General features: G+C 63.4%; 16 protein-coding genes and 2 pseudogenes. 1 reads left to right on the forward strand and 17 read right to left on the reverse strand.

The window, feature by feature from the left end; genetic code table 11:
• Nucleotides 1-174: 174 nt before the first annotated feature.
• Nucleotides 175-686 (forward strand): annotated as a pseudogene (locus ACS5Q1_RS40785) (IS6 family transposase); the annotation flags it as partial.
• Nucleotides 687-759: 73 nt separating this feature from the next.
• Here the strand turns inward: ACS5Q1_RS40785 and ACS5Q1_RS40790 are convergent.
• The 17 genes and pseudogenes from ACS5Q1_RS40790 to ACS5Q1_RS40870 form a co-directional block, all read right to left on the reverse strand.
• On the reverse strand, nucleotides 760-1560 hold the full coding sequence (locus ACS5Q1_RS40790) for a metal ABC transporter permease (RefSeq protein ID WP_473103592.1): 801 nt from the start codon (nucleotides 1558-1560) through the stop codon (nucleotides 760-762).
• Nucleotides 1561-1604: 44 nt separating this feature from the next.
• Entirely contained in the window at nucleotides 1605-2465 is an 861-nt protein-coding gene (locus ACS5Q1_RS40795) for a metal ABC transporter permease (RefSeq protein ID WP_473103593.1), read from the reverse strand.
• Nucleotides 2462-3382 (reverse strand): manganese/iron ABC transporter ATP-binding protein, encoded by a 921-nt coding sequence (locus tag ACS5Q1_RS40800; protein WP_473103578.1) that lies wholly within the window; start codon nucleotides 3380-3382, stop codon nucleotides 2462-2464. Before ACS5Q1_RS40800 ends, ACS5Q1_RS40795 begins: the two co-directional genes overlap by 4 nt.
• Nucleotides 3379-4239, reverse strand: a complete 861-nt coding sequence (locus ACS5Q1_RS40805; RefSeq protein WP_473103594.1) for a metal ABC transporter substrate-binding protein — start codon at nucleotides 4237-4239, stop codon at nucleotides 3379-3381. The genes ACS5Q1_RS40800 and ACS5Q1_RS40805 overlap by 4 nt, the downstream gene beginning before the upstream one ends.
• Nucleotides 4240-4440: 201 nt before the next feature.
• Complete coding sequence (locus tag ACS5Q1_RS40810; protein WP_473103579.1) at nucleotides 4441-5220, reverse strand: aminoglycoside adenylyltransferase family protein; 780 nt, start codon at nucleotides 5218-5220, stop codon at nucleotides 4441-4443.
• A 26-nt stretch (nucleotides 5221-5246) separates the two neighbouring features.
• Entirely contained in the window at nucleotides 5247-6083 is an 837-nt protein-coding gene (locus ACS5Q1_RS40815) for an APH(6)-I family aminoglycoside O-phosphotransferase (RefSeq protein ID WP_473103580.1), read from the reverse strand.
• A gap of 222 nt (nucleotides 6084-6305) precedes the next feature.
• Nucleotides 6306-6755: a 4-aminobutyrate aminotransferase gene (locus tag ACS5Q1_RS40820; RefSeq protein ID WP_473103581.1), complete on the reverse strand. Its 450-nt coding sequence runs from the start codon at nucleotides 6753-6755 to the stop codon at nucleotides 6306-6308.
• A gap of 76 nt (nucleotides 6756-6831) precedes the next feature.
• Nucleotides 6832-7590: a TerC family protein gene (locus ACS5Q1_RS40825; RefSeq protein ID WP_473103582.1), complete on the reverse strand. Its 759-nt coding sequence runs from the start codon at nucleotides 7588-7590 to the stop codon at nucleotides 6832-6834.
• A gap of 61 nt (nucleotides 7591-7651) precedes the next feature.
• Entirely contained in the window at nucleotides 7652-8116 is a 465-nt protein-coding gene (locus ACS5Q1_RS40830) for a hypothetical protein (protein WP_473103583.1), read from the reverse strand.
• A 2-nt stretch (nucleotides 8117-8118) separates the two neighbouring features.
• Nucleotides 8119-9411 carry a hemolysin family protein gene (locus tag ACS5Q1_RS40835; RefSeq protein ID WP_473103584.1) on the reverse strand — a complete coding sequence of 431 codons (1293 nt, stop codon included), beginning with the start codon at nucleotides 9409-9411 and terminating at the stop codon, nucleotides 8119-8121.
• Between the two features lie 72 nt (nucleotides 9412-9483).
• Nucleotides 9484-10137, reverse strand: coding sequence for an exopolysaccharide biosynthesis protein (locus ACS5Q1_RS40840; RefSeq protein WP_473103585.1), 654 nt, complete (start codon nucleotides 10135-10137; stop codon nucleotides 9484-9486).
• Nucleotides 10138-10348: 211 nt separating this feature from the next.
• Complete coding sequence (locus ACS5Q1_RS40845) at nucleotides 10349-10672, reverse strand: DUF1476 domain-containing protein (protein WP_473103586.1); 324 nt, start codon at nucleotides 10670-10672, stop codon at nucleotides 10349-10351.
• Nucleotides 10673-11017: 345 nt separating this feature from the next.
• Nucleotides 11018-11587 (reverse strand): DUF2076 domain-containing protein, encoded by a 570-nt coding sequence (locus ACS5Q1_RS40850; RefSeq protein ID WP_473103587.1) that lies wholly within the window; start codon nucleotides 11585-11587, stop codon nucleotides 11018-11020.
• A 31-nt stretch (nucleotides 11588-11618) separates the two neighbouring features.
• Nucleotides 11619-12335, reverse strand: coding sequence for a Bax inhibitor-1/YccA family protein (locus ACS5Q1_RS40855; protein ID WP_473103588.1), 717 nt, complete (start codon nucleotides 12333-12335; stop codon nucleotides 11619-11621).
• A gap of 19 nt (nucleotides 12336-12354) precedes the next feature.
• Nucleotides 12355-13116 (reverse strand): anti-sigma factor, encoded by a 762-nt coding sequence (locus ACS5Q1_RS40860; RefSeq protein ID WP_473103590.1) that lies wholly within the window; start codon nucleotides 13114-13116, stop codon nucleotides 12355-12357.
• The gene (locus ACS5Q1_RS40865) at nucleotides 13109-13657 is read right to left on the reverse strand and encodes a sigma-70 family RNA polymerase sigma factor (protein ID WP_473103591.1); all 549 of its coding nucleotides are present in this window, start codon (nucleotides 13655-13657) and stop codon (nucleotides 13109-13111) included. Before ACS5Q1_RS40865 ends, ACS5Q1_RS40860 begins: the two co-directional genes overlap by 8 nt.
• A gap of 124 nt (nucleotides 13658-13781) precedes the next feature.
• Nucleotides 13782-14029 (reverse strand): annotated as a pseudogene (locus ACS5Q1_RS40870) (ATP-dependent zinc metalloprotease FtsH); the annotation flags it as partial.

Genomic DNA, 14029 nt, shown 5'->3' on the forward strand with positions numbered 1-14029 from the left:
CAGGGCCTGCGGTCATGAAGCACCGCGTTCAAAGGCCGGAGACATGACCGCACCCGCCCCGCTAGGCCCAAGCATCATCAACAATCACGTTGCCAAACGGGCGCCATCCAGACATGACAACACCCGATGCACCTGCTGCTTTCTCGTCCTTGTTCCGGATTTGCGACAGAACCCATCCGTCCGCATCTGCGTCCAACGAACGGCTCCTGGCGCGTGGATGAGACATATATTCGGGTCAAAGGCGAGTGGGTGTACCTGTACCGCGCCGTCGATGCGACCGGGCAGACAATCGACTTTCTGCTCTCATCCAAGCGGGATGCGGCGGCCGCCCGGCGCTTCTTCCGCAAGGCGTTGAAGCAGCCGCACACCGTCAATCCGCAGACGATCACGGTCGACAAGAATGCCGCTTATCGAAGCGCGGCCAAAGCCATGACGCAGAGCAGAAAACTCTGGCGCGTTACGAGGCTCCGGCAGATGAAATTTCTGAACAGCATCGTCGAGCAGGATCACCGGCGCATCAAGCGGCTGGTTCGTCCAGGGCTGGGCTTCAAGAACTTTCAAACTGCCTTGCAGTTGCCGGCTATGAGGTGATGGCGATGATCCGCAAGGGTCAGGTGGCGTGCGTGCCTGCGAATGACATGAAGGCTCAGAGTGACTTCATTGCTGCTCTCTTCAGCGCTACTGCCTGGCCTGAGGCCACGTCCGGCCGTCGCTTAACCTATGTCAGGGTTTGCAACGGAACCTGCGCAGGTGGGACCGTCACTCCGCAGCGCCAACACTCTGACGAATGCTGAAGCCATGCTGACGAACGAAGGCCGCAACGAAGGTGCTAGCCATGAGCAGAACGACGGTCGGGGCGGGGGCGCTGTCGATGAAGAAGCTGACATAGACACCGGTGAAGGATGCCACCGCGGCCACCAACACCGACACGACCAGCATCGTCCCGAACCGCTTCGTCAGGAGAAACGCCACGGCACCCGGCGTGATCAGCAGGGCAATGGTCAGAATGATGCCGGTCGCGGTCAATGCGCCCACAATCGTCAGGGAGAGCAGAGACAGGAAGCCATAGTGGAGAAGCCGCACCGGCAACCCCATGGCCTGGGCCTGCTGCGGATCGAACGCATGAAGCAGGAGATCCCGCCACTTCATGGCAATGATGACCAGAACGACCGCGGCGATGATCGCGCTCTGCACCAGGTCCGGCCAATCCACGCCGAGCATGTCACCAAAGAGGATGTGGTCGAGATGCACCTCCGTCTCCACCTTGGTGTAGAGCACGATGCCGAGGCCGAACATGCCGGAGAACACGATGCCCATGATCGTGTCCTCCTTGATGCGGCTGTTCTCCTTCAGATAGCCGGTGGCGAGCGCACAGACCATGCCGGACGCGAAGGCGCCCACCGCCAAGGGAAGGCCGGCAATATAGGACAGGACAACACCGGGCAGCACCGCATGCGAGACCGCATCCCCCATCAGCGACCAGCCCTTGAGCACCAGGAAGCACGACAACAGTGCCGCCGGCACCGCGACGAGCATGGCGATCACGAGGGCTTCCCGCATGAACGGAAAGGTGAAGGGTAGGGCAAGCGTGTCAAGCAGGCCAATCACAGGCTCGCCTCCGATGCGGCTCGCATGCGCCGGCGGGCGGCGAGCAGCCCATGCTTGGGCGCCAGGATGAAGGCGGTCAGGAACACCAGTGTCTGCAGGACGATGATGATGCCACCGGTCGCACCGTCGAGGAAATAACTGAGATAGGCGCCGATGCCGCTCGACAGCCCGCCGACCATTACGCTGATCAGGATCAGCCGTGGAAACCGATCAGTCAGAAGGTAGGCCGTAGCACCGGGTGTCACCACCATGGCGATCACCAGGAACGCCCCGACCGTCTGCAACGCCGCCACCGTGCAGGCGCTGAGCAGGGTGAAGAACAGGACTTTCAAAGCCGTAGGATTCAGGCCGACCGAGCGGGCGTGGTTCTCGTCGAAGAAGGTGACGAGCAGGTCCTTCCACTTCAGCAGCAGAACGGCGAGGGACACGCCCGCGATGACCACGAGTTGCAGCGTATCCTCGGGTGTGACGGCCAGAATGTTGCCGAGGACAATGGTCTGGATGTTCACGGAGGTGGGCGAGAGCGACACCATGAACAGCCCGAGCCCGAAGAACGAGGTAAAAATCAGCCCGATGATGGCGTCCTCCTTGAGCTTCGTGCGCTGGTTCAGGAACAGCATGGCGCCGGCCGCCAGTCCGCCCGAGAGGAAAGCTCCAAGGGAGAAGGGCAGGCCGAGCATGTAGGCGCCGGCGACACCTGGGACGATGGCATGTGAGAGCGCATCGCCAATCAGCGACCAGCCCTTGAGCATCAGATAGGCGGAGAGGAAGGCGCAGACCGCCCCGACGAGGGCGCTCACCCACATGGCGTTGACCATATAGTCGTAGGAAAACGGCTCAAGGAGCTGGGCCATCAGGTGGGCTCGCTTCCTGCGGCCGGTGGGATGGCCGTGCTATTCTTGGTCGCATCCGAAGCTTTGTCCGCGTAGATGACCAGCGGCCGCTCGTCATCGGAAATGACATCCACCGACGAGATTCCCGCGCGAAGGCTGGCATCAAACACGAAGTGCCGAAGCACGCCGCCAAAAGCCTTTTCCAGGTTGGCCCGCGTGAACACCGCCTCAGTCAGTCCCGCGGCCAGCACGGTCCGGTTCAGCAGCACGGCGCGATCACAGAACTCGGGAACGCTGCCGAGATTGTGGGTCGAAACCAGGATCACGCGGCCTTCGTCGCGAAGCCCACGCAGGAGCACGATGATGGCCTCCTCCGTGGTCACGTCGACACCGGTGAAGGGTTCATCGAGGAGAATGACACGGGCGTGCTGCGCCAGGGCGCGTGCCAGGAAGACCCGCTTCTTCTGGCCGCCCGAGAGTTCGCCGATCTGGCGCTTCCGGAAGGCCTTCATGCCGACCCGTTCCAGCGCTGCGTCCACGGCCTCGCGGTCCTGGCGCCGGGGCAGGCGCAGCAGGTTCATGTGGCCGTAGCGGCCCATCATCACCACGTCCTCGACCAGAACGGGAAAATTCCAGTCAACGTCCTCACTCTGGGGCACGTAGGCGACGATATTGCTCTTGAGCGCCTGGGCAACAGACCCGCCGAGGATCGCGATCGAGCCGGGCGATACGGGGACAAAGCCCATGACGGCCTTGAACAGGGTCGACTTGCCGCTGCCGTTGACCCCCACCAGCGCCGTGATGGTGCCACGCGGGATCGCAAAGCTCACGTCCCGAAGAGCGGTATGCCCATTGCGGTAGGTGACGGTTGCACCACTGACGGCAAGTCCCGCGTCGGCGGTGCCTGAACGAGGATCCGCTCCTCGTGTGGGGAGGTTCATTCGGTCAATCCCTTGGCGATGGTCTCCGAGGTGATGCGCAGGAGATCAAGATAGGTCGGCACCGGACCTGTGGCATCGCTCAGGGAGTCGACGTAGAGAACGCCGCCATATTTGGCGCCGGTCTCGCGCGCCACCTGCTTGGCCGGATCGGGCGAGACGGTGCTTTCCGAGAAGACAGCTGGGATGGAGTTGGCCCGCACGGCATCGATGACCTTGCGCACCTGCCGCGGCGTGCCCTGCTGATCGGCGTTGATCGGCCAGAGGTAGAGTTCCTTCAGGCCGAAGTCGCGGGCGAGATAGCTGAACGCGCCCTCGCTGGTCACGAGCCAGCGCCGCTGTTCCGGGATCGCCGCCAGGGTTGACCGGATGGGTGCAACCGTTGCCTGGATCTTCGCCTTGTAGCCCTCCGCATTGGCCCGGTAGGTCTCAGTGTTCTTCGGGTCGTGCTTGATGAGCGCGTCGCGGATGTTGTCGACATAGATGAGAGTGTCGCTGGGCGACATCCAGGCGTGGGGGTTAGGTTTGCCGGTGTAGGGCCCCTCTTGGATTCCCATCGGCCGCACGCCCTCGGACACGACGATGCTGGGCACCTCCTTCAGATTGCGCAGGAACTTCTCGAACCAGAGTTCGAGATTGAGGCCGTTCCACAGAATGAGATGGGCATCCTGCGCCCGCAGGATATCGCCTGGTGTCGGCTGGTAGTTGTGGATCTCCGCCCCGGGCTTGGTGATCGACTCCACGATGGCGGCATCGCCCGCGACGTTCCGCGCCATGTCGGCGATGACGGTGAAGGTCGTGACGACCTTGAGCTTGCCGTCCGCGGCCTGAGCTGGGGACGCGACGGTGAAGCCCAGCATTGCAAGGCCGAACAAAAGGGCAGTGAGCTTCGTCATCATCATCTCTCCGGTGATCGTCCGGGTAGTTTATGCAGTTGCAAGTCATTTGCAACTGCATAAACGAGGCTAGCCGGTCTCCGGGGCACAAGAGGGCCCTATCTGGAACTAGGCGCAGCACCCATTATTCCGGCAGAGTGCAACGGCTGCTGCGAGCCACAGCGGTCACAGCAGTGCCGCTACCTGTTGCTGCAAGTAGTCTGCCGCCCGGCGCACTTCGGTCGGGTGGGTTGTCCAGGCGTCCTTGGTTCTGCCAAGATACGCGTCCCGAGCGCAGATCAGCACATCTGCAATTTGGTCGGGCAGGTAAGGAATGACCCATTCGGCGGCGGCATCCTTCGTCACGAACTCGCCCGTCGCCGCCGTCCGCCACATGCGGGCAAGTGTCAGCAGGACGTTTCGTTCGTCACCTGTCAGGTTGTCGAGCCATGAAGGAAGGACGTCGCGCATGGCTCGGCGGATGTGGTCATCAGGGATTTCGGGCAGCAGCTCCGCCGCCGCAGGCCCGACCAAGGCCTTCGCCTCCTGCCGGGCCTGCGCCAACACCAGAGTGAGCTCAGGGTCCGAAACGGGCTTTGGAAGCTCGCCGGCCTCGAAGGCGTCCCGCAACCATTCGCCATAGATGAACTCGCTGCGCGCCGGATAGGCCGATGCCGAAAGATGAGACTTCAGGAACACCATCAGCTCGATGCAGCGCGGGCCCGTGGGACTGGCGGGATGGCGACCGGAAATCCGCATCAGGGCAGCCAGGAGGCTCTCCCGCATGGCATCCGTCATTGGTTGTTCGGTGACGATCAGCAGATCCACATCGCTCTGTGGCCGCAGAGCGCCTGACACGGCCGATCCGTGGAGATAGACGGTCAGGAGGTAGGCTTCAAACAGGTCCCCGACAATCGTCAATGCCGCAAGCACCTCAGCCGGAGTTCGTGTTGGTTCTTCCTGCATGCGGTCATCTTCATCGTTCTCGTGAGTCATCCGAGCAGACCGCGAGCCATCGCGTTGATTGTGAGGTCGATGGCAGCACCCTTGTCGTCGCCGTCGCCGATGAACCAGGCCGCCGACAGCCCCGTCCACGCGACGATCCAGCGAAGGAGCCGCTGGGGCTCAATCCCCGTCGCGCCGATCACGACCTCCAGCCGGGCCTCCAGCTGGCCCGGCACGGTGGCGAGCGGTCGGCTCGGATCGCTGAGATCGGGGTTCGTGAAGATGTTGGCATAGTCGAAGGTTCGTTCACCCAGCAGCCCGTGGGGGTCGATCGCCAGCCACCCCCGCTCACCGAAATCGAGCACGTTCTCGTGGTGCAGGTCGCCGTGGAGTGGACCGATGGCGTATGGAACGGCCAGGAGCTGGCGCGCCGTCTCGGCCGCGGGGGCAAGTGCTGCGTGTTCCGGGGCGAGCTGAAAGAGCGGCTGGAACCAAGCCTCCAGCGGGTGCAGCGCAGGAAGCTTGCCGCGCCGCGGTGCGTGCAGCCGAGCCGCCGTGTCGCACAGGATCCGGCAGGCGTCGTCATCCTGGCCCGACCAGGCCATCCGGGCGAGATTACTGGTGCCTGTGGCCCGTTCCATGAGCAGGGCGTCTGCGGACGAGGCAAAGACCTTGGCGGCGCCCCGGCCATTCCACCACGTCATCAGTCGGTAGCCCGACTGCTCATCGGGGATGCGGGCGACCTTCAGCATCGCGGGTGAACCCTCGTGCTGGACCGGAGCGACCCAACTGGAACGCGTCGTCAGCAGAGGGCCGTCAGGAACCAGGCGCCACGTCTCCAGGAGCTCTCCGACCCTCGGTGGGAGGGCAGCATGCATGCCCATTGGAACTCTCCTCAAGTCGTCCGCCGGTCCGGCCGCGATGGCGCAGGATGTTGGCAAGGGCAGCCTGTACCAAACTCTGCATCCGGCGGGTACGGGACGCCGCAAGCGAAGAGTTGCTGAAGCCCTAGGGTTGCAGTGAACGTCGCTGCGGACACTCCCTGACGGGCTGGATCAAGTCTGGTGGCTTTCGCTCCCGAATGCCGACCCGATGTCTCGAGTGCGTCACAGGTCGGCATCTTCGCCTGGCTTGGAATCCGATGGCTGTGCGTCCTTCACGGTGATCCTCACGGTGTGGCTCTCCACCTTGCCGCTGACGGACCTGACCTCGTAGCCGACCTCGTCTGCTCCCTTGTAGGTGGGATTGGCCTTGTAGAAGACTCCTTGTGCTGTCGGCTCCAGTTTTGGGCAGCGGGAGATCCGTCCGGCTTTGAGTTTCCCGCTTCGCACGTTCAGCTCGCCATGCATGGGCGGCGTCACCACCCGGATCGTCGGCAGCGGTCCCGACGTGCAGTCCTTCTGCACGTTGCCGTAAATCCCGAGGCGATGCGATTTGCCGGCGACCACGTCGGCGCTGCGATAGGCGCTGGCCGTCTGAGACAGAGCGGCGGCTCCTGACAGGGCAAGGGTGCAAGCCAAGGTGGAGGCTGCCACGGAGCGTGTGATGCTGATCATGCAATGGTTCCTTGCAAAGGGAATGAGAGGCTGAAGGCAAGAGGCTGCGGCAGACGCAGCCTCCCTGCGTGTGACCTCAATGCTTCGGTTTAGGTGAGGATCCAGCGACCTTGCGGCGGGCCGCCCGCCGCGAGAGCATGTTCAGGCCCTCGATCAGGGCCGAGAACGCCATGGCGGCGTAGATGTAGCCCTTCGGCACATGCGCACCGAAGCCCTCCGCAATCAGGGTCATGCCGATCATCATCAGGAATCCGAGCGCCAGCATCACCACCGTCGGGTTGTTGTTGATGAAGTTGGCGAGTGGATTGGCGGCGAGCAGCATCGTCGTCACCGCGACAATGATCGCGATCACCATAATGGCGACGTGGTCCGTCATGCCGACCGCCGTGATAATGCTGTCCAGGGAGAAGACGAGGTCGAGCAGCAGGATCTGGGTGATGGCTGCGCCGAAGGTCATGGTTGCCTTGGTCGTATCGAAGACGTCGTCGGATGGCGTGGGATCGACGTTGTGATGGATCTCCTTGGTGGCCTTCCAGACCAGGAAGAGGCCGCCGCTGATCAGGATCAGGTCGCGCCAGGAGAACCCGTGCCCGAACAGGGTGAAGATCGGCTCGGTCAGGGTGACGATGATGGCAATGGTGCCAAGCAGGCCGAGGCGCAGGATCAGGGCCAAGCCGATGCCGATGCGGCGGGCTTTGGAGCGCTGGTATTCAGGCAGCTTGTTGGTGAGGATCGAGATGAAGATCAGGTTGTCGATGCCGAGCACCACCTCCATCACGATCAGGGTCGCCAATGCTACCAGAGCCGTTGGATCGGAAATCCAAGCAAAGTCCATTCGAGGGTCCTTTTAGTCCTGCGTTCAGGGGATATCTTCTGCTGGCTGCTCAGGCAGGCAGCTACTTCGCCTGACACTCCGTCACTTTCCAGAGACCTGAGGGCGGGGCGGTGTAAGGCTCCGGTTGCGGGCGTTCACGGAGGCGGAAATCGACGAAGCCTCGTCCAAGGTCGAGAAAGGAGATCTGACCGATCTCGCCCTGCGGCGAGGTCTTCAGGCCACTAGCGTCCAGCAGCCTGAAGCCTGTCTTGATCCTGGGATTGCGTCCTGCGCCATCGGGAAGCGAGGTGATCGTGCCTTCGCCCGTGCGCTCATCAATCTCGACCTGGAAGCGGAACGTCTCGCTCGTTCTCTGGATGCTGAGATCGAACTGGAAATCGTCGCCATTGCGGCTGCTTCTCAGAACATAGGCTTCCGGCGCAAGTTTCGGCCGGAAGGTTGCCTGGTCGAGCTTGCAGGCTGCTGCCTCGGCCATGACCGGGGACAGGGTTAACCCAGCGATGAGGAGAGTGATGCGCTTGGGCATGGTCAGGCGGCCTCTTGGGTGTTGATCCGGCTCGCCAGGACCTTGTCGATCCGGCGTCCATCCAGGTCGATGACCTCAAAGCGCCAGCCCAGTGCCTCGACGGCCTCGCCCGTGCTGGGAAGGTGCTGCAGCTCACCAATCACCAGACCTGCGACGGTTTCATAGTCGCGGCGTTCCGGCAGGGTGAGCCCAAGCTGATCGGCCATTTCGTCCGCCGGCATCCAGCCGGCCAGCAACCAGGAGCCGTCTTCGCGCTGCATGGCTTCCGGCTCTGCCGTCCCCTCATCCGAGCGGAATGCCCCTGCGATGGCATCGAGGATGTCGGCCGGGGTGACGACGCCGTCGAAGTGGCCGTATTCGTCGTGCACGAGCGCCATCGGGACCTCAGCCTGCCGCAGCACCTCCAGGGCATCGAGCGCATCAAGGGTATCGGGAATGATCGGGGCTCTGCGGATATGGGCGCGAATGTTGAGGGGCTCGTCCCGCAGCGAGGCCGCCAGGAGTTCCCGGGCCTGCACTACGCCCAGCATGTTGTCAGGGTGCCCCTCGGCCACCGGCAGTCGGGAATGAGCCGTGTTGATCAGAACCTCACGGATTTCGAATGCTGTGTCGTCGATGTCGATCCAATCGACATCGGTGCGGGGCGTCATCACTCCCCGCACGGCCCGGTCGCCCAGACGCATCACGCCGGCGATCATCTTGCGCTCGTCCGTCTCGATCACGCCGGCGGTCTCCGCCTCGGCCATGATGGTTTTGATCTCCTCCTCGGTCACCACGCTGTCGGATTCCGTGCTCTGTCCAAAGAGGCGGAAGATCAGCTTGGTCGAGGCATTGAGCAGCCAGACCACGGGAGCACCGATCCGGGAGATCAATGCCATCAGAGGCGCCACGGCACAGGCGATCCCTTCCGGATTTTTGAGCGCCAGGTGCTTGGGTACGAGTTCACCCAGGACCACGGAGAGATAGGTGATGGTCCCGATCACAAGGCCGTAGCCGAGTGGCTCGGCCGCGCGCTCGGGCATGCCGAGGTCGAGAAAGATCTGGGTGAGGCGCTCACCCAACGCTGCGCCAGAGAAGGCGCCCGCCAGGATGCCGACGAGGGTGATGCCGATCTGAACGGTCGACAGGAACCGTCCGGGATCCTCTGCCAGTCTGAGGGCGGTGGCGGCACCCGCGCGTCCGTTGTCAGCCATCGTCTTAAGGCGGGCCTTGCGGGCCGAGACGATGGACAGTTCTGACAACGCAAAGAGGCCGTTCAGGCCGATCAGAAGGACGGCGATGCCGAGTTCAAGCACGGTGTGTCAGGTGCCCAGGGCACCCCTCCAGGAGGATCGATGCTGCGGTGGCAGGATTCATGTCGGGATCTCTCATCCGAGGATAACCCACAGCTGGTCGAGAAAGGCGTTGATGCCGGCGATGATCGCCGAAGAGATGGCGGCCAGGATCAGCAGGCTGCCGATGGTGGCGAGCCAGCCGACGAGCGTGGCCAAGCCGTCCCGCTCCAGGATGCCGAGCGCGAACGCCGCGATGGCAAAAGCCGGGGGAATGTTGCCGAACGGGATTGGCAGGAACAAGATGATCGCCAGAAGGAGACAAGCAGCACCGACGATCCGCTCCGGGACCGGATGGAGCAGCAGGCTGATCCGAGGCTGCAGGAAACGCTCTGCCCGATGGAGGACAGGGGTGAGCTTCGCGGTCAGGAGGGCGAAGAAGTCACGCGAGATCGACTGCTCGCAGATGAAGCGGGGCATCCAGAGGGTGGAGCGCCCGAGCATCAGCTGGGCGGTGATGAAGAGAAGCGGCGCTCCCAGGACCGCCGACATGCCGGGCGGAAGCGGCAGCATGTTGGGTGCGGCAAACAGCAGCATCAGGGCGCCAAAGGCGTTCAGCACGTCGCCGATACTGACGGCTGACCCAGGCCGAGCCGCGAGGCCACTCAGGACCTCAGAAAATCGTTGTCGGGGTTCGACGTCGCCGTCGGCCAATGCGACGGTCGTGAGACTACTCGAAGGGTCGGGCATGGTCCTGGCTATAGTGGGTCACATGAAGCAATGCGAGTGGGGGGATGGTCAAGAGTTCGTCAGCGGTCCTGCCAGCGGCGACTGTGAGTTGACTTGCCAGGGAGAACGCTGGCCGATGATCGCCAGAAGCGATCATCGGTTCAACAGCCTAAAGCGCTTTCAGGACGCTTTGGAAGATCTTGAAGCGCCCAAGCGGTATCGGGCCAGAAGTCTATGATCCTGCTTTGATTTGCTCGATGGCTTCATTCATCAGGCCGGACAGGACATCGGCCAGCCCGGCATCGCTGGCCGTCTTGCCGGCGGCCTCGAAATCCTGGCGCACCTTACGGATGACGTCGGCATCACCGGCTTCCTCGAAATCCGCCACGACAACAGCCTTCGCATAGGCCTCGGCATCCGGGCCGATCTTGCCGAGTTGCTGGGCGGCCCAAAGACCGAACAGCTTGTTGCGGCGGGCCGTTGCCTTGAACAGCAACTCCTCATCGTGAGCAAACTTCCTTTCGAAGGTATCCCGGCGATCGTCGAAACTGGCCATATCCGTCCTTCTCCTCAGGTTCGTGACTTCTGCGATCAAGGCGCTTCGCGGCGACGCCAGTAGCCCACCAAGTTTCAAGCAAGCCCTCAACCGCCATGGAAGCTTAGGGGATCCGTGCTGCGTCAGGTTAAGCTGTTGGGTATCGTCGAGCTCACGGAAGGCGTTGTTGTCGTTGGTGAACTCCGCCATCCCATCGAGCTGCGCCGCGTCCATGTTGCCGTAGGGTCATCTTCTCGCCCTGCGCCGCGACGTTCGCCATTGTGATCGCAGTCCTCAATGTGCTGCGATGCAATAAGGGCGGCGGAGCTCAGCCCTGAGCCCCGCCGCTTGGTTCGCGGTCACGGCTTAGGCTTCATCGAAGCCGAAGTCTTCGCCGGCATCACCCATGTCTTCGGCCGCGGCCTGCTGCGGCTCGGCCTGACCGGCATCTGCGGCTTTCGCCTCGTCCCCGCCGGAGAAGGCACCTGCAATCATGTTGCCGAGCAGCACACCGCCGGCGACGCCCATCGCAGTCTGGGCTGCACCAGCCAGGAAGCCGCCCCCGCGACCGGGAGCCATCCCGCCCGCGCCGGGCGCCATATGCGGGGGCATGCCCTGCATCGGCTGCGGCTGGTAAGGCTGATGCGGCTGGGGACGGGTCTGGCCACCACCGAAGAGGCCGGACAGGAAGCCGCCTCCGCCGGCCGGACGGCTGGCGAGATCCTGCTCGAGCTGCTGGATACGGCCATGAGCGGCGCTCAGCGCCTGCTCCTGCACCACGATGGTCTGGGCCATGTAGTACGGCGCATTTGGCTGGCGTGCGGTCTGTGAGCGGATGAATTCCGCAGCCTGTGCATCCGGGGCTGCAGCCTGGCCCTCAACCTGAGCCAGCTTGCCAAACAGTTGCTCGATGGCTTGACGATCCTGATGGTCCATTTGGTTCAATTCTCCTTGGCGATGAAACGGATTACTCTTCCCGCTGACCCGTAAGGCTGAGGAGCAGCTGGAAGATGTTGACGAAGTTCAGGTAAAGCGAGAGCGCGCCGAACACGGCCATCTTGCTGTTAGCCTCATGGCCGAAGCCTTCGGCATACTGCTCTTTGATCGACTGCGTGTCGTACGCGGTCAGGCCCGTGAACACGAGCACGCCGATGATCGAGATCGCGAACTGCAGCAGGCTCGACCCGAGGAAGATGTTCACGAGCGAGGCGATGATGATGCCGATCAGCCCCATGATCAGGAACGAGCCGAACCTGGAGAGATCCCGCTTGGTCGTGTAGCCATAGAGGCTGGTGGCGCCGAACATGGTCGCGGTGATGAAGAAGGTGCGCGCGATGCTGGCGCCGGTGAAGACCAGGAACACGGAAGCCAGCGACAGGCCCATCACGGCGCAGAAGGCCCAGAACGCCATCTGGGCGCTGGCTGCCGTCATCCGGTCCATGCGAAACGAGAAGAAGAAGATGAAGGCCAGAGGCGCCAGCATCACCACCCACTTCAACGGCGTCTGGAAGATCGGCACGTAAAGGGCAGGGGTCGAGGCGACGAAGAAGGCGACCAGCCCCGTAAGGACGAGGCCGATGCCCATGTAGTTGTAGACCCGCAGCATGTGCTGGCGCAGGCCTTCATCGAAGATGGCGCCACTCGGGCGGGCGGTCGCTGTCTGCCAGGCATAGGGGGTGTTCATGGGTGCTTTCTCCTGAGGTTTACGGAATCTGGCGTGACAGCCGCAGGGCTGCCTGCTCCAGTGCTTTGTCGCCGCCGGTCCCGGTCAGGGCGTAGGCGAGCGGGCCGGTCTGCCAGTACACGGCCTTCGCCTTGTCGAAGCGGGCCAGGGTTGGGGCGATCACGTTGAAGGCCGGAGCCTGAGCGGCAAACAGGGACACTCGGCCCAGATCACTGGCATCGATGACGAGTTCGACGCTGTGCCCGTGCCGGGACGGGAAAACCTGTGCATCCCGAACCTGCCAGCCCTCCGGCAAGACTGGGAGTTGGACCCCAGTCTCGGCCAGGATCTCGGCAGGGTCATAGGCCTCGACTTCCGGCTGTGAGACCATGCGGGCGCGCAAAAGGCCCGTCTCGTGCGAATGCAGGGCATCCTCGACAAAAGACGGCGGCTTGGGCGAGGCCTCGCTGTCGGAAATCCCCAGCCCGACCTGCCCATGGGCAAACCAGCCGAACCCGATCAGCGCCACCACGGCGGCGATCCGGCGCAGCTTCAGCCCGAACTCCTGCCAAGCCAGAGCGCGCTCAAGCCGGGAAGCCGCTGCAAAGGTGGTCTCTGGAGCGCGGGGCAGAGGACAAGCGTGGAGCAGCCGGAGGGCATCTCGGTCCTTCAGATCGGCCATGATCCGCGCGGCGGCTTCCGGATCGTGGGCAAGATGCTCCTCGACCTCAATCCGTCGCGTGACGTCAAGCTGGTCATCCACATAGGCCAGAAGGTCCGCTTCGGTGATAGGGTCAGACATCGGATCCTCCTACAATGCGCAGGCTTGGACGCTTGGCTTCGGACGGTCGCGACACCTCGGTTCCTGACTCGAAGCCTCGCAAAGTGGCGCGGGCGCGGCCGAGGCGGGACATAAGGGTGCCGACTGGGATCTTCAGAGCGGTGGCGGCCTCTTGGTAGGACAGGCCTTCGATGGCGACGAGATGCAGGGCAGCCCGTTGCTCGTCTGGCAGGCTCATGAAAGCGGCCTGAACCTGCTGGAGCCGCACCCGGCTTTCCTGCTCGGGCGGAGCCGCTGTCTCGGCAAATGCAGCCGCCTGCTCCAGGCGACGGAACTCCGCCGCGTGATGCCGCCGGTGATCGATGAAGGTGTTGTGCAGAATCGAGAGCAGCCAGCCACGCAGGTTGCCGCCCGGGCGGAACGAGCTTCGCCGCTCATAGGCCCGAACAAGGGTGTCCTGCACCAGGTCCTCGGCTTGGCTCTCGTCCCGTGCCAGCGAGCGAGCATAGCGCCGCAAGGGTCCGAGCAGTCCGATGACATCCATGCGCTTGGCGTCGTTCATGACCCGTATACGGAGCTGATCGCAGGGTTAATCCGGCAAGGATCGAATTTTTCTGCCCGTCACCAGACTGGGAGCGGAAAAGAAAAGGCGAGTGCGGTCGAAGCACTCGCCTTCTACCTTTGCTTTAGCTCTGGGGCTGCGGAATCAGTTCCCCGTCGCTCTCCCGTGGCCGGCCACGGCCGGCGGTGGGCACGGCGGAGCCGCGGCTGGGGGTGATGGCCTCGCCGGTGTCGCGCACCGGAGGCTGGCCGTCGAGCAGATGGCGGATCTCGTCGCCGGTCAGGGTCTCGTATTCGAGCAGACCGCGGGCCAGGGCCTCGAGCTCGTGCGCCTTCTCGGTCAGGATGCGGCGGGCATCGTTGAGCCCGTCCT

It is taken from the genome of Microvirga sp. GN3 (assembly GCF_055792825.1).